The organism is uncultured Rummeliibacillus sp., from assembly GCF_934216135.1.
GTDB lineage: Bacteria > Bacillota > Bacilli > Bacillales_A > Planococcaceae > Rummeliibacillus.
The window spans coordinates 1-22,287 of record NZ_CAKQBI010000031.1; the positions used below are offsets into that span (position 1 = coordinate 1).

Here is a 22,287-nt window from a genome sequence, read left to right on the forward strand (position 1 = left end):
CAATTGAATCACCAGTTGTCCGGATCAACTGGAAATTCTATCGGAAAGAGCTCTTACTACTAATATACGAGGAGATTTATTTATGGAAAAAACATTAAATGATTTTAAGTTAAATAGTATGGTTCCTAGTGAAATAATAGAAAAATATAAAAATCTTGTTCCAAAAGAAATAATAGATTTGTGGCAAGAATATGGATTTGGAACATTTATGCAAGGATATTTTAAAAGTGTTAATCCAGAAGAGTTCATTGATATTTTACAAGAGTGTAGTCAAAGATATACGGATTCTGTAGTGTTATTTGCTACTGGAATGGGAGATTTAGTATTATGGGCAGACGGTTATGTAAGATTGCTTAATTTTAGATACGGAGTACTTAAAACAGTTATGCCAAACTTTTTATATTTTTTCAAAAGTCTGGATTCAGAAAAGTTTCGGAATGAGTATTTAAAGTGGAACCCATATCCTGAAGCTGTTGAAAATTGGGGAGAACTTTCCTATGAAGAGTGCTTCGGCTATACACCTCTATTAGGTTTAGGTGGAGCAGAAAAAGTAGAGAATCTAAAAAAAGTCAAACTAAAGGAACATATTCTTATTATTACTGAATTTATGGGACCAGTTCAGTAAAGGTTAGGTGCCAGGTAGTAAAACAATTCTGAAAATAAGCTACAAATGAAGTCTTTAATTTCTTCGGAAGTTGAAGACTTTTTAAGTGATAATCTTTAAGTACGAGTTAAACAATTAGAAAAATCATTCATACATTTTGAAATAATCTATTCATCCAAACAAATCATTTTATAAGAAATCACTTTCAATTACGAAAAGTCCGAGCGGGACAAGAGAAAAAGGAATTTTGGTTTAACCTGATTGCAACAGGTGTGGTAGTCGGTTTGGCTATTGTTTGTCCACCCGCAGGCTTAGCCGCAGGGGTTATTTATACGACCATCGACGCGGTAGGAGCAGTCAAAGGAGAAGACCTCATTTCAGGCAGAAAACTGTCTGATGAAGAACGACTAACGCGTGGTGCATTTGCGATAGTACCTGGTGCCGGTGGGCTAGCAACAAAATCTTTACTAAAGCACAGGCCAGCCCTAGGAACTGTTATGAAAACAGCATCTAAAACTGTGGATGATGCCATTAAACCTATTAAAAATACAGTCGATCATATCGCTTTATCAGGAAAACAATCTGTGAAAACAGCGATTACAAAAACACAACAAAAAGTATCCACTATAGCAGTGAACAGTGTGAAATCGGTTCAAAAATCGGTGGAACCGATCATTAATGAGGCCAAACAACGTGCTGCGATAAAGGCTGCTTCATCAAAATCCGCGTTTTCAACAAAAGTAGAAAACGCCATAAAACTCGGAAAAACACACGTAGATCAACTGAAATTTGCCGTGGCTCATCCTATTCTTTCCACAGTGACATCAAAGGCAGGACAGAAAAGTATTCGAGGAACTGCTAGTATTATTGATAATGTCAAAAGACCAGTTTATATAAAAAGTATGGAAGTCATTGGCGGACCGAAAATACCTGTTGGAATAGAACGACCTTCGAATGATGTATATAAGAATAAGGGCGAGGACTTAATTTCTAAGATTCAGGTAAAGAAAGATGCTATAAAGGGAAGTAAGGGTACGGGTAATCGTTTGGCTGGAGAAAGTGAAGTTAAACCATTAGTGGGAAAAGGAGAACAGTTTACAAACGGAAGAAAAAATAGATTAAAGCCTAATATTAGATACCAAACAGGCGAATATGATTACTTTTATGAAACTGATGGTGTTGGTAGGATTTCAAAATTTGAAACAGATAATCTTCAATTAACTACCAGAGAAAATAGACTTTCACATAGCAGAAATACATTAGGAAAAGTAAAAGGAAAGGATCATGCAGGTCATTTGGCGGGAGATAGATTCGGAGGATCACCTAAACTTGATAATTTAGTATCGCAATTATCAGATGTTAATTTGAAGCAGTATAAAAAAATTGAAGATGAATGGGCTGCAGCGTTAAATAACATACCTCCTAAAAAGGTGACAGTCGATGTGGAAATATTATATGAAGATATAGATGTGCGTCCAAAAACATTTATTGTTAATTATACAATTGATGGTAAGTCTGGTTTTAAAATTATTGAAAATTAGCTTAAGGAGTGAATGAGCATTATGAAAGAATTTGAAGATAAATTTAGTGAATTACAAGCAGATATGATTTCTATATGTATGGAGTATGTTGAAGACAAAGCAGATAAAGTATATGTTTATGGTTCAAGTGAAGAGGGAATTATTTCTGCTAATTTCTTTTATTTAATTAATGATAGGTATGTAGAACCTCATAAATTGAATGAAACTGTAAAGGATGGAACAGAGGAGTATGATGTTTCTCCAAAACGTCAGTCTATGGTATTGCGTATAATATGTGAAGATATCCAAAAAGTAAAATTATTGTGCAAGGAATATAAAAGAGATATGCCAACAGAGATGAAATTAATTTATGATGTAAAGAGTGGAAAGTTTAGTGCTGATTATAAATATGATTTAGTTTATAGTCATGATGATATTAAAACAGCAGACCATGTTGCGGAAGAGTGGTTTGAAGAAATAAAAAGTAATAACCTTTAATAGTTGATACTTGTTATTAAAATTTATGTGCCAGGTACCAAAATAATTCAGAAAATAAGCAACAAATGAAGTCTTTAATTTCTTCGGAAGTTGAAGACTTTTTTTAAGAGATTATCTTTAAGAAAGATAGCTAAACAATTAGATCATCAGCGCTTCCTACATATAGACATAATCTATTCATCTAAACAAGTACATTTCATAATAACTCTCCGATGAAGAACGACTAATGAGAGGTGCATTTGCGATTGTCCCTGCGGCCGGTGGACTAGCGGCAAAATCCTTATTAAAGCACATGCCAGCTCTAGCAACTGTTATGAAAACAGTAACTAAACCAGTGGATGATGCTATTAAACCGATCAAGAGCACCGTCCAAAATATCGCTTTATCAGGAAAACAATCTGTGAAAACGGCGATTACCAAAACACAACAAAAAGTATCCACGATAGCAGTGAACAGTATGAAATCGGTTCGAAAATCGGTGGAACCGGTCATTAATGAGGTCAAACAACGTACTGCAATAAAGGCTGCATCAACAAAATCCGGGTTTTCAACAAAAGTAGAAAATGCCATGAAACTTGGAAAAGCACACGTAGATCAACTGAAATTTGCCGTGGCACATCCTATTCTTTCTACAGTGACATCAAAGGTAGGACAAAAAAGCATTCGAGGAACTGCTAAATTTATTGATGACGCCTTACGACCTGCTCATATAAAAAGTATGGAAGTCATTGGCGGTCCGAAAATACCTGTCGGGATTGAACGTGGTCCTTCGAAAGATGTATTAAAGAATAAGGGAGAGGACTTAATTTCTAAGATGCAGGCGGGGAAGGATGCGTTATTAAATAAAAAAGATCCTAAAAAATTTGATTCCTTTGCTACATTAATGAATAAGGAAGATGCAACGAGATATAATCAATTCTGGGATAAAACGGAAATAAATATGAATACACAAGATCGTGTCGCTACAAATTCACAAAGTCCAAATAGCTTTGTAAATAGTATACTTCCGAAGAAGTTAAAGGAACATAATCTAAGTTACGATGATTTTACAAACTTACGGTTAAAACCTGATTACCAGTTAAACGAAACGGAGCTAAAAATAATACAGGATATTCGTAATTCAGTTGTTCGTCCAGATAGCAAGACACCATTAATTAAGAATATACACGCTAATGACATTCAGAAATATCTTGACGGTAAGTATACGACAGTTAGAGGTTTTATTGCAAAAGCTGAAGATAGTGCACATATACATGACTACAATCACGTAAGGGAATCCATGAGATTAGACTATTCTTAAATCGTTAGACCATATCCTGAGGATGGAAATGCATATGGTTATATTGAATTTAAGGCAAAGAATACGGAAAGTCTGTCACCTGAAATTTTAGAAATTCCTTATGGTGTAAGTATGAATCATCCCTTTAGTGGCTGGAAATATAACGAATGGCCATGGACGGGGAATGGTTTTACTTCGTCAAGAAATGGGGAAGTTATTCCTGAGTGGACCGCAAATAAGGAAATCATAATTAAAAAGGGTGCAAAACTGCATAGAGTAATAGATGGAAGAGACGAAGTAATTGCAATATTTGATGGTGAAACATTTTAATTATTATGAGGTGAATAATATGTTGAAATACGGGGATTATGGCAAATACAGAAATAAAATTTATAAAATAACAGTTGATATGGACGATAATATTTTTATTATGACTAGGGATAGTGATAAAATTGATAAATCCTTTAAAGATCCCAATAATACTGGTCTTTTTGAGAAAATTGTAAATGCAAACGAACTTACAGATTGTATAAGGATAAAACCCTACGGAATCTTAAATGGCGAAAAACTGGAGATTTTAAAAGAGAGAGAGAATGAATATCAAGTTGCGACAAGTGATTTATTGATTGGGACTAAATTGAAATTACCTAGAATCGATAGAGATTTATGGATGGGTTGGGTTCCAAAAAGTGATGTAACCTTAATAGAAGATAAGAAACCATTTAATCCCAATGATTTAGTTTGAAAGATTAGATGCCAGGTACCAAAACAATTCTGAAAAAAAGCTACAAATGAAGTCCTTGATCTCTCGGAGATTAGGGGCTTTTTCTTAAGCCTCTAACCTACTATCAAGAAGACAAACTGATTCGTCAAAACTATTAAAAACTATATAGTTATGCCAAAGGAATTGGTAAAATTATAGATGGAAAGGTAGATACGCCCTTTTATAACGCAATCGATGAATATATTCAAAAGATGGCCGATTTAAATGTAACTGCGTATCAAACGGCCAATACGATTAATGTAAAAGAAGGTTCCTTATTTCCAGGTGCGAAAGATAAAATCACGCTAAATGATTTATATGAAGCAGATACAACTTATTCTGAAAAACTCAAAACAGAGTTCAAAACTTGGAAACTTCAAAATCCTAGTGAAACAACATCGGATGAAGATTATCGTACAGCAGCACTTAATAGTGGCGCATTTGAATACGAAGGAATCCGAGCGGGACAAGAGAAAAAAGAATTTTGGTTTAACCTGATCGCAACAGGTGTGGTAGTCGGTTTAGCCATAGTTTGCCCACCAGCAGGACTAGCTGCAGGGGTTATTTATACAACAATCGATGCGGCAGGCGCTATCAAAGGAGAAGACCTCATTTCAGGAAGAAAACTATCCGATGAAGAACGACTAATGCGAGGTGCATTTGCGATAGTACCTGGAGCCGGTGGACTAGCCGCAAAATCTTTACTGAAGCACATGCCTGCTCTAGGAACGGTAATGAAAACAGTATCTAAAACAATGGATGATGCCGTCAAACCGATTAAAACCAAAGTGGATCACCTGACTATAACGGGAAAGCAAACTTTAAAAACAACGGTGGCAAAAACACAACAACAGGCATTGAAAGCTACTGATAGCGTAAGATTGGTTAAACAAAACCTTACCTTAACAGGGAAGCAAGCGCTAAAGACAACACACAAAAAAGTATCACAGGCTACTAATAGTATAAAATCGACCAAACAATCAATAGAATCTTCGATTAACAAAACAGTAGAACACGCCAAAAAACTTGGAAAAGCACATGCAGATCAACTGAGATTTGCCTTGTCTCATCCAGTTATTGCCACATTGACATCAAAAGCAGGACAAAAAAGCATTCGAGGAACTGCAAGTATTATTGATGCCGTCAAAAGACCAGTTTATATAAAAAGTATGGAAGTTATTGGCGGACCGAAAATACCTGTTGGAATAGAACGTGGCCCTTCGGAAGATGTATTTAAGAATAAAGCCGAGGACTTAATTTCTAGGATGCAGGCGGAGAAGGATGCTATAAGGGGTACGGTGGGTAAAAATCCAGAGATAGTAAAGTTTACAGAGGAACAATTAGCTACTAAACCTCCATATTCCAGAGGCCCTGTAAAATGGCAGAAAAAAGGTGGGGAAATTGAAATTGATGAGGAAGGAACATGGACTTATATTGATTGGATATTCCTCCAAATCGAGTTTCTTATCCTGGGGTTTTCCGGATTTTAAGTCTGCTGGGTTGGTAAGACAAGAAGTTCAGATAGGTAAGTTTAATAGATATGATATTGATTTTGCTAAGGCGGATGAATTAGCTCCAGATGGTCCAAAATTAGATGAAAACACCTGGCACCATCATCAAGATTTATCAACATTGCAAGAAGTTAATAAAGAGATGCATAGAAGATTTCGACATATGGGTGGAATGTCGTTAGCTAATTCTAAGAAATTAAAAGATTAAATGGGAGTGAAATAAATAAATTTAAATGCTTTTGGTAGAGCATCAGATGAATCGATTGAAGAATTGGAAGAGTTTTTAGGCTTTTTACTTCCGAAAGATTATAAAAAATTTTTAAGTGAATATAACGGAGGAACTTCGAAAGTTAGGTATAGTAAATTTTTTGTTAAAGAATTAAATCAGGAAATTCCATTAGATGTATTGTACGGAATAGATGTAAAAAGAACTTTTGATTTAAGTGAATGCTATAAAGAATTTGAAGAAGACATGTTGCCAAAAAGTTTAATAATAGGAGATGATCCGGGTTCAGGATTAATTGTACTCAATAATGATACAGAGAATGATGGTGTATATTATTGGGATCACTCTTTTTACTTCCCACAATCTAATGAAGAAGAAAATACTTATAAAATAGCTGATAGCTTTGAGGATTTTATTAATGGATTAAAGAACCCTTGATTATAGATTTGGTCCCAGACATCTAGATAATTCTAAGCTACAAATGAAGTCTTTAATTTCTTCGGAAGTTGAAGACTTTTTTTAAAACACAAAAAGTTCGACATATGTATGATTAATTTAGTTTTTATTGTCGAAAAAATGGAAGTTTTTAGACATTTATTGTTGTGGTTTCACTAATATGTTAATTTGAAAATGTAATCGGTAACATCAATTGAGATGAGGTGATGCATAAATGAAAAGTTTTGATCTTACTATTATTGGTGCAGGTCCTGGTGGTTATGTAGCTGCAATTCACGCCGCAAAGTTGGGTATGAGAGTTGCCCTTATCGAAAGAAACAAAGTAGGGGGAACATGCTTAAACGTTGGTTGTATCCCATCAAAAGTGATGTTAAAACATAGCCACCTTGCTTTAGATATACAAAAAGCAAATGCTTGGGGTATTGAAACGAATATTGAACAGATTAACTTTAAAAAGCTAAAAATGAGAAAAGATCAAATAGTGAATAGTCTTATTTTAGGTGTCCAAGGATTGATTAAAAAGAATGCTATTACTTTAATTGAAGGCGAAGCAAGGGTTGATCAACGAAATACGGTTACTGTCGCTGGTAAAAGTTTTTATTCAAAAGATATTATTCTAGCAACAGGTAGTAAACCATATGTTCCGCCGATTAAAGGTTTAGAAAATATTAAATATGAAACTACTGATACATTTTTTGATTTAGAAGAACTACCAAAGAAGTTAGTCATTATCGGTGGTGGTGTAATTTCTGTAGAGTTGGCGTTTAGCCTTGCTCCTTTAGGAACAGAAGTAACAATATTAGAGGTTGCACCAGATATCTTACTAACAGAAGACGAAGATGCAAGAAATGTAATCAAAGACAAAATGAATAAGATTGGTATTCAATATAAAACAAATGTAAAGATCCAAAGCGTTCGAAAAAATGAAGTTGAGTTAGATAACGATGTAGTCAAATTTACAAATTTACTTGTTGCAACAGGAAGACAACCAAATATTGAAATTGCAGAATCTTTAAATTTAAAGATGGAAGGCAGATTTGTAAAAGTAAGTCAGTATTTTGAAACATCTCAAAGTCATATATTTGCGATTGGAGACTTAATAGGGGGATACCAGTTAGCGCATGCAGCATCTGCAGAAGGTTTGCATGCAGTAGATTATATTCATCGTGGACAAGTGGAAACTTTGAAATTACAGAATATTCCTAGATGTGTTTATACAATTCCTGAAATTGCTTCCTTTGGATACTCTGAAGAAGATGCGATATCTGCTGGATATAAGCTTATAAAGGTGAAAAAAGTTCCTCTTTCAACCAATGGGAAAGCAATGGCAGAAGGGAATACAGAAGGATTTATCAAAATAATTGTAGATCAAGAATTTGGTGAAATCTTAGGAGCGGTAGTTGTAGGAGAAGGCGCTACAGAATTGCTGAACGCTATCTTAGCTACATATAGAGCAGAAGGGACAATATATGAATTGTCTGACGTTATTTTCCCACATCCGAGTATTTCTGAACAAATTGGTGAAACCGCAGATGCTTTTCTAGGCACAGCGATTCATGCATAGATTGAACATTAAAAGGAGGAATTCAAGATGACAACAAACAAAGCATTGCAAGATGTACAGTTAACGGAAGAAAAGGCTTTATGGGTTTATGAAACAATGAATAATATACGAAACTTTGAAGATACATTGCATAAACATTTTTCAGCTGGATTGATCCCTGGCTTCGTACATTTATATGCTGGTGAAGAAGCAATTGCAACAGGTGTATGTGCTAACTTGACTGATGCTGATTATATTACTTCTACACACCGTGGTCATGGTCATTGTATTGCAAAAGGATGCGATATCAACGGTATGATGGCTGAAATCTATGGACGTGAAGATGGCTTGTGTAAAGGTAAAGGCGGCTCCATGCATATTGCAGATGTTGACAAAGGGATGCTTGGTGCAAATGGCATCGTAGGCGGAGGATTCCCGATTGCTGTTGGAGCTGGTATTACAAGCAAATATTTGAACAATCAAAGCGTTGCAGTTTGTTTCTTTGGAGATGGTGCATCTAACGAAGGTACATTCCATGAAGGAATCAACATGGCTGCATCTATGAAACTACCAGTAGTTTTTGTTTGTGAAAATAATGGATTTGCGGAAGCAACACCAATTCGATATTCAAGTGCTTCGAAAACAATTGCTGATCGAGCAAAAGCATATGGTATTCCAGGAATTAGAGTTGATGGAAATGACTTAGTAGCAGTTTACACTGCTGCAAAAGAAGCAATTGATAATGCTCGTGCGGGTAAAGGGCCAACAATTATTGAATGTGTTACGTATCGTAATTATGGCCATTTCGAGGGCGATGAACAAAAATATAAAACAAACAAAGAAAAGAAATTACATCCAGTAGATAAAGATCCGATTAATCTTTTCAAGGAATACGCAATTGAAAATAATTTGTTGACTAAAAAACAATTGACTGCAATTGAAAAGAAATCTGTAAAAACGATTAAAGAAGCAGTAGAATTTGCACAAAATAGTCCAATTCCAAAACCAGAATCACTACTAACAGACGTATTCGCTGACTAATAAAAAAGGAGTGTTGAAATCATGACAAGAAAAATCACGATGATGCAAGCGATTAACGAGGCAATGCAAACTGCTATGGAAAATGACGACAAAGTTATTTTAATGGGCGAAGATATTGCTGGTGGAGCTAAAGTAGAAGGTTTTGAAGATCAAGATGCATGGGGGGGCGTATTTGGCGTCACGAAAGGACTAGTTCAAAAATTTGGAAGAGAACGAGTAATTGACACACCAATCTCAGAGAATGGTTATATAGGTGCTGCAGTTGGAGCAGCTGCAACGGGATTACGACCAGTAGCTGAATTAATGTTCAATGATTTTATAGGTTTCTGTTTAGATATGATTCTATGTCAGGGGTCAAAAATGCGTTATATGTTTGGAGGTAAAGCACAAATCCCTCTAACTATTCGCACAACACATGGAGCAGGCGCAAGTGCAGCCGCTCAACACTCACAATCTTTATATGGAATGTTCGGTGCGATTCCGGGAGTTAAAGTAGTTGTACCATCTAACCCATATACAGCAAAAGGTTTACTCCTTTCCGCAATTGAGGATAATAATTTAGTTATCTACTCAGAAGATAAAACACTTTATGGCTTGAAAGGTGAAGTTCCTGAAGAATATTATAAGATTGAAATTGGAAAAGCACATATCGAACGAGTAGGATCAGATTTGACCATTGTAACGATTGGTAAAATGTTTTATGTTGGTTTAGAAGTAGCAGAAAAATTAGCTGAAGATGATATTGAAGTAGAAGTTATCGATCTCCTTACAGTAGCACCTTGGGATCAAGAAACGGTACTTGAATCAGTTAAGAAAACAGGTCGCTTAATCGTTATTGACGAAGCAAATCCTCATAATAACACAGCCACAGATATTGCTTCTGTTATTGGTGATAGAGCATTCGATTATTTAGATGGTCCGATTAAAACAGTTTGTGCACCAAATTGTCCTGTACCATTTGCCACAAATTTAGAGGAACTATATCTCCCGAATGCTGCAAAAGTACTTAAAGTTGCAGATGAACTTATCTTTGATTTAAAAAAAGTGAAGTAGGAGGCGACCGTCATGGCAACAGAAGTATTAATGCCTAAATTAGGACTAACAATGACAGAAGGTACTGTACAGGAATGGTATAAAAAAGAAGGCGATCCCGTAAAAAAGGGTGAAGTCATTTGCCTGATTGCTTCTGAAAAACTAACGATGGAAGTGGAGGCAGAAGCAGATGGTTTTTTAACCAAAATTATTGCGGAAGTCGATGAAGATATCCCTGTAAAAGGACTAATTGGAATTATAAGTGAAACTGCAGATGAACCAATTTCTGCTGTCGTACCAGAAAAAGTGATACATGAAATTGTATTACCAAAAGTTGAAAACATCGGCCAACAAGAGACATCTAAAAGACTAGAAGGTGAGAGGATTTTTGCTTCACCTTTAGCGAAACGTTTAGCAAAAGAATACGGTATTGAGCTTCAATTTGTTCGTGGTACAGGAGGGAATGGTAGAATTACAAAACGTGATATTGAGCGAGTACTAGATCAAGGACTAGATGATACAATTGAAATAAAAGTGGCTTCTATTCCTGAAGAAAAACAAGTTGAAAAATTGGAAGCGGCGGAACTTAACGTTGGGGAAGGTTTAGAAGGCATGCGTAAAGTCATCGCTCAACGTATGCATAATAGTATTACATCAACTGCCCAATTAACCTTGCATCGTAAAGCATCATTAGATAAGCTCACAAAGTTTCGCAATAAATTAAAAGATAAATTACAACAAGCAAATATAGAAATACCAATTACTTATACAGTATTTGTTGCACGAGCAGTAGCATTAGCACTGAAGAAGAACCCACAAATGAATTCTACTTATTCTAATGGTTCATATATAGAACATAATGAAGTACATTTAGGGATTGCTACTTCCGTACGTAATGGTTTAATAGTGCCAGTTGTTGAAAATGTTGATATGTTAACTCTATCGTCTATTGCAGAGAAAATTGCTACTGTTACGGAAAAGGCAAGAAATGGTGAAAGTGGTGCATATCTAACTGGTTCTACATTTACTATTACAAATCTAGGCACAAGTGGTGTGGAATATTTTACACCAATTTTAAATACCCCTGAAACAGGAATTCTAGGTTTAGGAACTTTAGTAAAAGAAGTGAATATCAATAAAAAAGGTAAACCTTATTACGAACAAAAAATGCCTTTAAGCTTAACATTTGATCATCAAATAATTGATGGAAGTGAAGCTGCTGCATTTTTAGCAGATGTTGTTTATTATTTAGAAAATCCAATGTTATTAGTAATCTAAAAGTTGGTGTTGTATTAATTAAAGAAGAAGCTTATTTGACGAAAATATCAAATAGGCTTCTTCTTTTGTTTTAAAACATTATGAAGGTTGAATATTTCAATAAACACAATATATGTACTTAGCAACAACTAGTCTCTAATTTTAAGCAATAAAAGGTTGATCCATTTGTTGGATCAACCCAATAAATAATGCAAAAAATTCTTATTCTTATAATGAATCTATATTTTCAATACTATTAACAACAGTAGCAATTACAGTATCAATATCCTCCTGAGAGATATTCAATGGTGGTGAAAGAGTTAAGACATTATTAAAACCAGCAACTGTAGTGCCGTTTTTTCCAATTATAACGCCATTTTTCTTACAATCTGCAATAATCGCATTTATCTTATCAGCAGGCAATGGTTGTTTTGTTGACTTATCAGAGACGAGTTCAATGCCGATTAAAAGACCTTTTCCTCGAATGTTTCCCACATTTGGGTGTTCATCAAGCTTTTCATGAAGGGTTGAAAGAACTTCAGAACCTTTAATCACAGATCTTTCGAATAGTCCTTCACGTTCAAAAATCTCAATATTTTTAAGTGCTACTGCACATGAAACTGGAGAACCTCCGAAAGTATTCACATGGCGGAAATAATCATATGCATCTGTACCAGTAAAGGCATCGAAAATTTCACGTTTTACAACGGTAGCAGAAAGAGGTAAGTACGCACTTGTGATGCCTTTTGCCATTGTGACAATATCTGGCTGTACTCCGTAATTCATAAATCCAAAAGGTTTACCTGTGCGGCCAAAACCACAAATAACTTCATCAACAATCATTAGTGCCCCATGCTTTTTACACACACTCTCAATCCCTTTTAAATAATTATCAGGAGGCAGAAGGACACCGCCACCAGTAATAATAGGTTCTAAAATCATAGCAGCAATGGTTTCACCAAATTCCCATGTCATCGTTTGATCTACTGCCTGAACACTCGCTAATTGTTCAGGGGGAAGTGATGAGTCTTCAGGTTGACGATATGAATCTGGAGGAGCAACGTGAACAAAACCGGGAGCTAGGGGTTCGTATTTATATTTGCGTTCTGCTTGACCAGTTGCAGCCAATGCCCCAAAAGAGCTACCGTGATAGGCACGATATCTAGAAACAATTTTATACCTAGAAGATTCGCCATTTTGTTGATGATATTGACGAGCAATTTTAAATGCAGTTTCGTTTGCTTCGGAACCACTATTTGAGAAGAAGACGACATAGCCACCTCCAAGCATGTCGTTGATTTTCTCAGCTAGTTCCACAGCAGGAACATGTCCTTGTGAAAGAGGGGAATATGGATTTTTTGTCATTTGATCATATGCTGCCTTTGCTAATTCTTCACGCCCGTAGCCAACGTTAACGCACCATAATCCTGCCATTGCATCGATATATTCTTTGCCATCAGTATCAACAACCCTTGCACCGCCAAATGATTGGTCCACTACAAAAGTTGCTTCAGGGTTATAGGGTTTCATAGAATGCCAAACAAATTGTTCATCTTTTTTAAGAATTTCCTTATTAGTATTAGTTTTGACCAACACTTTTCACTCCTTTAGTAAGGGATAGCGTTCTTCAAGGTTAATCATTTAGCTTTACCTCATCGTTACTAGGAAAGGCAAATGAAGTTGTAGTATCTTCTGTTTCATCTGGCCATCTTTCAGAAATAGTTTTTGTTTTTGTGAAGAAACGAGCTTGGTCTGGACCAAACATATGGCCTTCACCGAATTTAGAACGTTTCCAACCACCAAAGTTATGATAACCAACTGGAATTGGGATTGGTACATTGACACCAACCATTCCCACTTCAATTTCTTCTTGGAATTTACGAGCAGCAGGACCGCTGTTTGTGAAAATGGTGACACCATTACCCAACTCGTGGTCGTTAATCAAATTGATTGCTTGTTGTAATGTTTCAACTCCTACAACAATTCGAGCAGGGCCAAACACTTCTTCTTTGAATATGGTCATGTCTGGTTTTACATCATGAAGTAATGTTGGTCCTAAATAGAATCCATTTGAGTTTTCGCTTATTTCTGGTTTTCGTCCATCAACGGCAATGCTAGCACCTTCTTCAAGAGCTAGATTGATATGTTTGATAATGTTATCTTTCGAATGTTTAGTAATAACAGGGCCAAAGTCTACTTCTGGATCTGTATAAGGTCCAACTTTTAAGTTAGCAATTTTTTCTTTTAAGATTTCGATGAATTTTTTTTCAGTATCAGCACCAACTGTAATAGCACCTGAAATCGCCATACAACGTTGTGAAGCTGCACCATATGCGGCTCCAAGGAAAGCATTAGCCGTTTGTTCTAGGTTTGCATCAGGCATTACGATCATAAAGTTTTTACCGCCACCAAATGCTGCTACACGTTTATTGTGCTTAGTTCCAGTTTGGTAAATATACTCTGCAACAGGAGTAGAGCCAACAAATGAGATGGCTTGAATACTTTCATTTTCTAACAGCTCATTGACAGCATCTTTATCTCCATTGATAACTGTCCAGATTCCGTTAGGTAATCCTGCTTCTTTCCACAATTTGCTTAAATATAACGCTGAAATTGGAACACGTTCTGATGGTTTGAGAATAACAGCATTACCAACTGCAACAGCCATACTTGTAATCGCAAGCGGTACCATGACAGGGAAGTTAAATGGGGCAATACAAGCTACAACACCTAAAGGTGATTTTGCAGAATAAGCATTAATATTACCGCCAACATTAACAGAATATTCTCCCTTTAACATTTGAGGTGCAGAAATGGCCATATCAACAGACTCAATACCGCGGAGAATTTCACCTTTTGCATCCTCTCTTGTTTTTCCACTTTCTTCACAAATCACATCAATCAGCTTTTCTTGGTGTTCAACTAATAGCTGACGAAAACGAAAAACGACTTCGATTCGTTTACCAATTGCAGTGTTTTTCCATCCAGGATATGCATTTTTGGCAAGTTCAATTGCGTTTTGCACTTCTTCTTTTGTAGCTAACGGAACTTGAGCTATTACTTCACCAGTAGATGGATTAAAGACATCTGAATAGCGGGAACTTACGCCAATTACTTCTTCACCATTAATAAAGTGAGTTAATGTTTTTGCTTTTTGTTCAACTGTCATATTAAGAGCACCTCTTCTTATAAATTTGATTTAATTATTTTGCAATATTCAATTAGCATTCATTGAATGGACTTTCACTTTATATCTAGTTTTTCATTGCTGAAAATAGAACTATTTTGTTCTTTAATTACTTTTACTTTACGTTGAGTAATAAGGTAATCGTACAAAAATAAGAATTTATAAAATTTGATAAACGTTGAATCGATGAAGAACATAGGGATTAAAAATGCAGGTCATAACAATAGAGTTTATGCTCCTTGCAAAAAATTTAATTGAAAGTTCAGAGGAATTAAAGTGAAACTTCATCAGTGGGAATTTAATAATGTTAAAACTATATAGTATAAAATCATATTTTTATAAATACCTTCATACTATTTAACTACCCTAAAAAGGTTGAAAGGCTATTAAATTAATACAAATATAAATTACTGAAAATTCAAACTTAAATTAACTTGAAAGCTAATACAGGATTAAACAAATTGAGGAGGTAATCTCATGTATTCGTGTAACAAAAGTAGACTTGAAGAATTACTATATGAGTTTAGTATGTTTGGCAAGACATCTAACAATGGTGTAACAAGACTTTGCTTCTCACAAGAGGATGTACAGGCGAGAGATTATTTTCGAAAGTTCTGTGAAGAATTGGGGTTAGATGTGGTGTGGGACGACATGGGGAATATGTATGCAAAACTTGATGGGAAAAAGGACATTCCTCCCATCGTTATTGGCTCCCATCTTGACTCTGTCGAAAAAGGCGGAAGGTTTGATGGCGTATTAGGCGTTTTATCTGGACTTGAGGTTGTAAAAACATTAATAGAACATAAAGAAGAGCTGATAGCACCTATTGTAGTTATGAATTTCACAAATGAAGAAGGGGCAAGATTTGATCCAGCTATGATGAGCTCAGGAGTATTAGCAAATAAGTTCGATAAAGAAAAAATGTTATATTCGAAGGATAAAGACGGAGTGACATTTAAAGAAGCACTTGAAGCAAGTGGCTATGTTGGTAAAAAATCAAATCGATTGAAGAAAGCGCTTTCTTATCTTGAGTTGCATATTGAACAAGGGCCTGTTCTTGAGAGTGAACAACTTGAAATAGGGGTCGTTGAAGGTGTTCTTGGTATGGTGTGTTATGAAATAACGATTACTGGTCAATCAAATCATGCAGGTACCACACCAATGAAGTTAAGAAAGGATCCATTCTTTTTAGCGACAGATTTAATAACAGAAATGCGAAAAAAACTAGATAAGATTGATGATGCGCTTGTTTATACAATGGGACGTGTAAATGTAACACCTAATATTCATACAGTAATACCCAATAAAGTGGTGTTTACGTTAGAAGCACGTCATCAAGACCCAGCAAAAATAAAAGAAGTAGAAGAGGTCATCTTCAGTTTACCTGAAGAGCAAGCGGGATGTAGTGTATCCTTTGAAAAACTATGGAGTCGAGATACCGTTCAATTTGACGAGTCACTTTGTAGTCTAATTCAAAATGCATGCGAGGAATATAGTTATACGTTCAAACGTATGTATAGCGGAGCAGGGCATGATGCACAATTCATCGCAAGTTATATTCCATCAGCTATGATTTTCGTACCAAGTGTCAATGGTAAAAGTCATTGTGAGGAAGAGTTAACAAGCTTTGAGGATTGTGTAAAAGGAGCAAATGTTTTATTGCGTACGGTACTTGCTTTACAAAGAAATTTGTCTAAACAAGAATCGAAAACAATGTAAAGGGGAAAAACGTATGAAAAAAATTATTACAGGTGGAACAATTGTAACAGCAGCTGATCAGTATGAAGCAGATGTATTAATTGAGAACGGTAAAATTATAGAAATAGGACAAGCGATTCAATCAGAAGATGCAGAAGTTATTGATGCCACTGGCAAATTTGTTTTTCCAGGTGGAATCGATCCGCACACTCACTTAGATATGCCATTTAATAACACAGTAACAGATGATGATTGGGAATCAGGAACGATTGCAGCTGCCTTTGGAGGTACTACTACAATACTTGATTTTTGTTTAACTACTGGTGAAGCAAGATTATTAGATGCGGTAGATAAATGGCATGAAAAAGCAAAAGACAAAGCAGTTATCGATTATGGCTTCCATTTGATGATAGCAGATTTAACAGAAGAAACGTTAAAACAGCTTCCAGAAGCACTTGAAGTTGCTGGTATTAACTCAGTAAAAGTATTTTTGGCCTATGCAAAAGAATTCCAAGCGACAGACCGTACATTATTCCAAGCGTTTAAAGTGGGAAAAGAAAAAGATGCTATTGTAATGGTACATTGTGAAAATGGTTCGGTGATCGATGAACTAGTGGAAGAAGCAAAAGCATTAGGGCACACAGAACCCATTTATCATGCGCTTACAAGACCACCCCAATTGGAAGGGGAAGCAACAAAACGTGCAATTGAGTTAGCAAATCTTGCTGGTGCAAAGTTGTATGTAGTACATGTAACTTGTAAAGAAGCAGTAGATGAAATTATCCGGGCACGAGAAAAAGGCTATCAAGTCTATGGTGAAACATGTCCCCCTTATCTAGTACTAGATCAAACAGCTTTAGAAAAGCCGAATTTCGAAGGGGCAAAATATGTTTGGTCACCACCTTTACGACCAAAAGAACATCAGGAAGTACTTTGGAATGCGCTAAAGGCAAAGCAATTACAGACAATTGGTTCTGACCAATGTTCTTTTAGTTTTAAAGGTAAAAAGCAACTTGGTAAGGATGATTTTTCGAAAATACCAAACGGTGGTCCATTCATCGAAGATCGGTTCAGTGTTCTTTATTCAGAAGGGGTAGTGAAAGGAAGAATTACTATCAATGAATTTGTTGATATGGTATCGACTAGTGCTGCTAAAACATTTGGATTATTTCCACAAAAAGGAACGATTGCAATTGGCTCAGATGCAGATCTGGTCTTATTTGATCCAAATGTGGAGCGAGTAATTTCATCGGAAACGCATCATATGAATGTAGATTACAATGCCTTTGAAGGTCTAAAAGTAAAAGGCGAGCCAATTAGTGTATTAAGTCGAGGAGAATTTGTTATTAAAGACAAAAAGTTTGTTGGCAAGCTCGGAAGCGGTCAATATATTCGACGTGAAGTGAAAAAAGATGAAAAAACAGTCACAGCAAAATAAAACACAACAAAATAACGGGGGGAAGGCTATGAAAGAGTTGAGTTCATTAGAAAGGAATTTTGATGAAGCATATAGTGGTCTAACACCATACGCTGCTCTTGAAGAAGCAAACCGATGTTTATTTTGCTATGATGCACCGTGTATTCAAGCGTGTCCAACAAGTATCAATGTACCAAGTTTTATAAAGAAAATTGCATCAGGAAATTTAAAAGGATCCGCTAAAGTCATTTTAGATGCCAATCCAGTTGGTGCTAGTTGTGCCCGCGTTTGTCCAACAGAAGAACTTTGTGAAGGGGCATGTGTGCTCAATCATGCTGAAAAGCCTATAAAAATTGGTGATTTACAACGTCATGCAACTGATTGGGCAATGGTAAATGACATAGAATTATTTGAATCAGCACCTAATAACGGTAAGAAAATAGCGATTATTGGTAGTGGACCTGCAGGATTATCTGCAGCCCGTGAATTACGACGATTTGGTTATGCTGTCACTATGTATGAAGCAGAAGAGAAGGCAGGAGGATTAAATCAGTATGGTATTGTTTCATTCCGACTTCCTCAACACATCGTACAATGGGAAGTAGAACAAGTAAAAAAGCTAGGTGTAGATATTAAAACCAATCATCGAGTTGGAGATAATATCTCCGTTGAAGAACTCATCAATAACTACGATCGTATTTTACTTGCTGTTGGTATGAATACTGTACCTATGCTTGGAATTGAAGGAGAAACCTTAAATGGTGTGTACGATGCTATTGATTTTGTAAAAAGTACTAAGCGTACAATTACAAATGATTTAATAGGTAAAAGTGTAGCCGTTATTGGTGCAGGTAATACAGCAATCGATGCAGCTACATGCTCTGTTCGTTTGGGTGCGGCACAAGTACAAATAATTTATCGCCGTACAATAAATGAAATGACTGCCTATCCTTTTGAATATGACTTTGCAAAACAAGAAGGTGTAGAATTCCGTTGGTTATCGTTACCAAAACGAATTATTGGTGATGAAGAAGGGAATGTCATTGGATTAGAATGCGTGAAAATGGAATTAGGCGAAGAAGTAGATGGAAAAGCAAAACTCCATGAAGTGAAAGATTCAAATTATATTATGCAGGTAGATGCTGTTATTCGCGCAATCGGACAAACACGCCATCAGGCTTTAATCGAACAGTTTGGACTAAAGCATAATAGTGGAATTGTTGAAGTTGATCCAATAACTTTGCAAACATCCAACCCAAAAATCTTTGCTTGCGGGGATGTTATTTATGGGAATGGTTATGGAGATGCCACTGTTGTATCAGCTGCACAACAAGGAAAAGATTGTGCAAATATCATTCATCAACAATTTAATAATATATCCGAAATCGCGTAATTCCTTGAGGGGGGACTATTATGGCAGATTTACGAATTAACTTAGCGGGTATTGAATCACCAAACCCATTTTGGCTTGCATCTGCACCACCGACAAACTCTGGTTATCAGGTACAACGTGCATTTGAGGCAGGGTGGGGAGGTGCTGTTTGGAAGACATTAGGTGATCCTATTTTAAACGTATCATCACGTTTTGCAGCGGTAAGTTTTAATGGTCAACAAGTAGCTGGTTTTAACAATATAGAACTAATCACTGACCGACCATTAGAAGTCAATTTAAAAGAAATCTATGAAACTAAAAAGAAATTTCCAAATCACGCTATTATTGCATCACTAATGGTGGAACCAAAGCAGGAAAAGTGGCATGAAATTGTAAAACGCGTAGAAGATGTAGGTGTAGATGGTTTCGAACTAAATTTCGGCTGTCCACATGGAATGGCTGAACGTGGGATGGGATCTGCATCAGGTCAAGTACCTGCTCTTGTTGAAAAACAAACAGCATGGGCAAAAGAGGTTGCAACAAAACCGGTAATTGTTAAATTGACTCCGAATATTACAGACATCACGGTTACAGCAGAGGCTGCAGTACAAGGTTGTGCAGATGCTATCAGTATGATTAATACGATTAATAGTTTAGCAGGTGTCGATTTAAACACATGGAATACAATCCCACATGTAGCTGGTAAAGGCGCCCATGGCGGTTATTGCGGTCCAGCTGTAAAACCAATTGCACTAAACATGGTTGGTGAGTGCGCAAGAAATAAACATATAAACGTTCCGATTTCTGGAATAGGTGGAATCTCATCATGGCAAGATGCAGCTGAATTTTTACTTATGGGCGCTACAGGTGTTCAAGTATGTACAGCAGCCATGCATCATGGATTTAGTATTGTAGAAGACATGATTGATGGTCTAAACAATTATTTAGATGAAAAGGGTCTTAAATCCGTTATGGATTTAGTTGGTCGTACAGTACCTAAATACTCTGATTGGGGCAACCTAGATCTCAATTATAAAATTGTTGCGGATATCAACAATGAGGTATGTATTAATTGTAACAAGTGTCATATAGCATGTGAAGACACTTCGCACCAATGTATTGAGCGTTATACTGATCATGATACAGGTAAACCGATGCTAAAAGTACGTGAAGAAGATTGCGTAGGATGTAATTTATGTTCGATTGTCTGTCCTGTTGATGGAGCAATAACTATGAAAGAATTACCACAAACATTACCTTCCATGACATGGAATGAGCGTCAAGCTTTGCATCATGCATTTGCCAAAAACAAATAGATTAAACATGCAAGAGTACCAATTTCTAAGCCAATGGACTATTTGAGTATGGAGGTTATCTAAAAATGAGCAAGAATAATGATTATTTAAAGTCTCCAGATTTGTTGCCGATTACTCATGAAGAGCGAAAGATTAGTGCATTTGGATTTTCGGTTATATGGATTGGGATGGCGATTGTACTTGCCGCTTTCGCAATAGGTGCAGCAGGCATTGTTCATTTATCGATGCCGATGCTGATTGTAGCAACGTTAGTTGGCTCGGTTCTCATTGGAATTTTCATGGTGGTCATCGGTGATATCGGTATTGAACATGGTCTCTCTTTTCCGGTTTACATGCGTGCACCATTTGGGACGATAGGGACACATCTTCCATCATTAGCTCGTGGTTTTACAGCGTCATGTTGGTTTGGTATCAATACTTACTTCGGATCACTTGCTATAAATGGAATTCTAAATATTCTATTTGGCTTTGATAATTGGTTCATTTGTTTTCTTTTATTTGCAACTGTACAACTTTTTAATACATCACTTGGTATTAAATCGATTGAACGTTTCGCTGATTTAGCGGCGCCAATTATTATTTTAATATCACTTTGGATGTACATTACTCTAGCTGATAAAGCAGAAGTTTCAGGCAAAAGTGTTTGGTCTTGGGTTGAATCACCAACTACAGGTATGGCAGCATTTACAGCGTTTATGATTGTAGTTATGGCAAATATGGGATTCTGGGCCACTTTAGCTGCAGATATGCCCACATTATCACGCTTTTTTAAGGCGCCTGTCAATGAACGTAATTGGTTTAAACGTAATCATACACAACTTGTTGGGTCGCTCATCATTATGCCAATTGTCAATACTTTTATGATTGTGATCGGTGCCGTTTGTTATATGGCTGTTGGCTCTGCAGATCCGATTAATGCATTACAACAATCAGCAAGTGGTTTTATATTAGCTATATTATTATTAATGATTGTATTAGCACAGTGGTCAACAAACACTTCAGCTAATGTAATTCCTGCAGCAACAATTTTCTCCAATATTGGGGGACCTCGTATACCATTTTGGGTTGGTGTAGTGATAGCTGGGGTTATAGGAACTTTATCGCAACCATGGAGTTTATTTGAAATGTTGAACTCAATTCTTCTTATAATTGGTGGCATCTTAACATCAATCGTTGGTATATTATTTGCTGATTATTATCTTCTTCGTAAACGCCGTATTCATGTACAAGAACTATACGAGGCAAATGGTCAATTTAGATATTTAGGTGGTTTTAATCTGGCCGGATTCATATCTTGGATTCTTGGCGGAATTATTGCAAATATATTTCCAACATATTCATCGCTAATTGGATTTATAGTAGGAGCAGTTTTATATTACGTACTTGCGAAATATTGGTGGTTTAAGAGGTACCCACAACAAGAAATAGTAGATCCTGATGATTCCAAATATCTTGGTATCACGGTTGGAAATAGCTGGTCGATTAATTTGAATGATGAAGCAGCGTCTGTTTCTGATGCATCACAAAAACCTACGATAGACAGAGCTTAATAAAAAGGGGGAAGAAA

At 36.1% G+C, this 22,287-nt stretch carries 20 protein-coding genes; 18 read left to right on the top strand and 2 right to left on the bottom strand.

Features of this window, described 5'->3' with window-relative positions:
- Positions 1 to 82 precede the first annotated feature (82 nt).
- The 13 genes from Q0977_RS15140 to Q0977_RS15200 all read left to right on the top strand — a co-directional run bounded on the left by Q0977_RS15140 (position 83) and on the right by Q0977_RS15200 (position 11,751).
- Complete coding sequence (locus Q0977_RS15140) at positions 83 to 625, top strand: T6SS immunity protein Tdi1 domain-containing protein (protein ID WP_119416708.1); 543 nt, start codon at positions 83 to 85, stop codon at positions 623 to 625.
- 263 nt (positions 626 to 888) lie between these two features.
- Positions 889 to 2,145 carry a DNA/RNA non-specific endonuclease gene (locus tag Q0977_RS15145; protein ID WP_299515467.1) on the top strand — a complete coding sequence of 419 codons (1,257 nt, stop codon included), beginning with the start codon at positions 889 to 891 and terminating at the stop codon, positions 2,143 to 2,145.
- Positions 2,146 to 2,166: 21 nt separating this feature from the next.
- Positions 2,167 to 2,622 carry an immunity protein YezG family protein gene (locus tag Q0977_RS15150; protein ID WP_299515469.1) on the top strand — a complete coding sequence of 152 codons (456 nt, stop codon included), beginning with the start codon at positions 2,167 to 2,169 and terminating at the stop codon, positions 2,620 to 2,622.
- Between the two features lie 226 nt (positions 2,623 to 2,848).
- Positions 2,849 to 3,922 carry a hypothetical protein gene (locus Q0977_RS15155; RefSeq protein ID WP_124218230.1) on the top strand — a complete coding sequence of 358 codons (1,074 nt, stop codon included), beginning with the start codon at positions 2,849 to 2,851 and terminating at the stop codon, positions 3,920 to 3,922.
- 111 nt (positions 3,923 to 4,033) lie between these two features.
- The gene (locus Q0977_RS15160) at positions 4,034 to 4,231 is read left to right on the top strand and encodes a hypothetical protein (protein ID WP_124218231.1); all 198 of its coding nucleotides are present in this window, start codon (positions 4,034 to 4,036) and stop codon (positions 4,229 to 4,231) included.
- 19 nt (positions 4,232 to 4,250) lie between these two features.
- Positions 4,251 to 4,646 (top strand): hypothetical protein, encoded by a 396-nt coding sequence (locus tag Q0977_RS15165; protein WP_124218232.1) that lies wholly within the window; start codon positions 4,251 to 4,253, stop codon positions 4,644 to 4,646.
- 230 nt (positions 4,647 to 4,876) lie between these two features.
- On the top strand, positions 4,877 to 6,154 hold the full coding sequence (locus Q0977_RS15170) for a pre-toxin TG domain-containing protein (protein WP_299515474.1): 1,278 nt from the start codon (positions 4,877 to 4,879) through the stop codon (positions 6,152 to 6,154).
- A 10-nt stretch (positions 6,155 to 6,164) separates the two neighbouring features.
- Entirely contained in the window at positions 6,165 to 6,383 is a 219-nt protein-coding gene (locus Q0977_RS15175; protein ID WP_119416702.1) for an HNH endonuclease, read from the top strand.
- A 15-nt stretch (positions 6,384 to 6,398) separates the two neighbouring features.
- Complete coding sequence (locus tag Q0977_RS15180; RefSeq protein ID WP_119416701.1) at positions 6,399 to 6,839, top strand: SMI1/KNR4 family protein; 441 nt, start codon at positions 6,399 to 6,401, stop codon at positions 6,837 to 6,839.
- Between the two features lie 232 nt (positions 6,840 to 7,071).
- Positions 7,072 to 8,421 (top strand): dihydrolipoyl dehydrogenase, encoded by a 1,350-nt coding sequence (gene lpdA, locus Q0977_RS15185; RefSeq protein ID WP_119416700.1) that lies wholly within the window; start codon positions 7,072 to 7,074, stop codon positions 8,419 to 8,421.
- Positions 8,422 to 8,448: 27 nt separating this feature from the next.
- Positions 8,449 to 9,441, top strand: coding sequence for a thiamine pyrophosphate-dependent dehydrogenase E1 component subunit alpha (locus tag Q0977_RS15190; protein WP_119416699.1), 993 nt, complete (start codon positions 8,449 to 8,451; stop codon positions 9,439 to 9,441).
- 21 nt (positions 9,442 to 9,462) lie between these two features.
- Positions 9,463 to 10,494 (top strand): alpha-ketoacid dehydrogenase subunit beta, encoded by a 1,032-nt coding sequence (locus Q0977_RS15195; protein ID WP_124218235.1) that lies wholly within the window; start codon positions 9,463 to 9,465, stop codon positions 10,492 to 10,494.
- Positions 10,495 to 10,506: 12 nt separating this feature from the next.
- Positions 10,507 to 11,751 (top strand): dihydrolipoamide acetyltransferase family protein, encoded by a 1,245-nt coding sequence (locus Q0977_RS15200; RefSeq protein WP_299515478.1) that lies wholly within the window; start codon positions 10,507 to 10,509, stop codon positions 11,749 to 11,751.
- A 207-nt stretch (positions 11,752 to 11,958) separates the two neighbouring features.
- On the opposite strand, the gene Q0977_RS15205 is transcribed toward Q0977_RS15200, so the two are convergent.
- Positions 11,959 to 13,323: an aspartate aminotransferase family protein gene (locus Q0977_RS15205; RefSeq protein ID WP_299515480.1), complete on the bottom strand. Its 1,365-nt coding sequence runs from the start codon at positions 13,321 to 13,323 to the stop codon at positions 11,959 to 11,961.
- Between the two features lie 40 nt (positions 13,324 to 13,363).
- On the bottom strand, positions 13,364 to 14,899 hold the full coding sequence (locus Q0977_RS15210) for a CoA-acylating methylmalonate-semialdehyde dehydrogenase (protein WP_299515483.1): 1,536 nt from the start codon (positions 14,897 to 14,899) through the stop codon (positions 13,364 to 13,366).
- Positions 14,900 to 15,394: 495 nt separating this feature from the next.
- On the opposite strand from Q0977_RS15210, the gene Q0977_RS15215 reads away from it, so the two are divergent.
- The 5 genes from Q0977_RS15215 (at position 15,395) to Q0977_RS15235 (ending at position 22,270) form a co-directional block, all read left to right on the top strand.
- Positions 15,395 to 16,636 (top strand): Zn-dependent hydrolase, encoded by a 1,242-nt coding sequence (locus Q0977_RS15215; RefSeq protein ID WP_119416694.1) that lies wholly within the window; start codon positions 15,395 to 15,397, stop codon positions 16,634 to 16,636.
- Between the two features lie 13 nt (positions 16,637 to 16,649).
- On the top strand, positions 16,650 to 18,053 hold the full coding sequence (hydA, locus tag Q0977_RS15220) for a dihydropyrimidinase (RefSeq protein ID WP_119416693.1): 1,404 nt from the start codon (positions 16,650 to 16,652) through the stop codon (positions 18,051 to 18,053).
- A gap of 28 nt (positions 18,054 to 18,081) precedes the next feature.
- Entirely contained in the window at positions 18,082 to 19,425 is a 1,344-nt protein-coding gene (locus Q0977_RS15225; protein WP_119416710.1) for an NAD(P)-dependent oxidoreductase, read from the top strand.
- Positions 19,426 to 19,445: 20 nt separating this feature from the next.
- A complete protein-coding gene (gene preA, locus Q0977_RS15230) occupies positions 19,446 to 20,720 on the top strand; it encodes an NAD-dependent dihydropyrimidine dehydrogenase subunit PreA (RefSeq protein ID WP_119416692.1) in 1,275 nt (424 codons plus the stop codon).
- Positions 20,721 to 20,785: 65 nt separating this feature from the next.
- Positions 20,786 to 22,270, top strand: a complete 1,485-nt coding sequence (locus tag Q0977_RS15235; RefSeq protein WP_119416691.1) for an NCS1 family transporter — start codon at positions 20,786 to 20,788, stop codon at positions 22,268 to 22,270.
- The last annotated feature ends 17 nt before the right edge of the window (positions 22,271 to 22,287 follow it).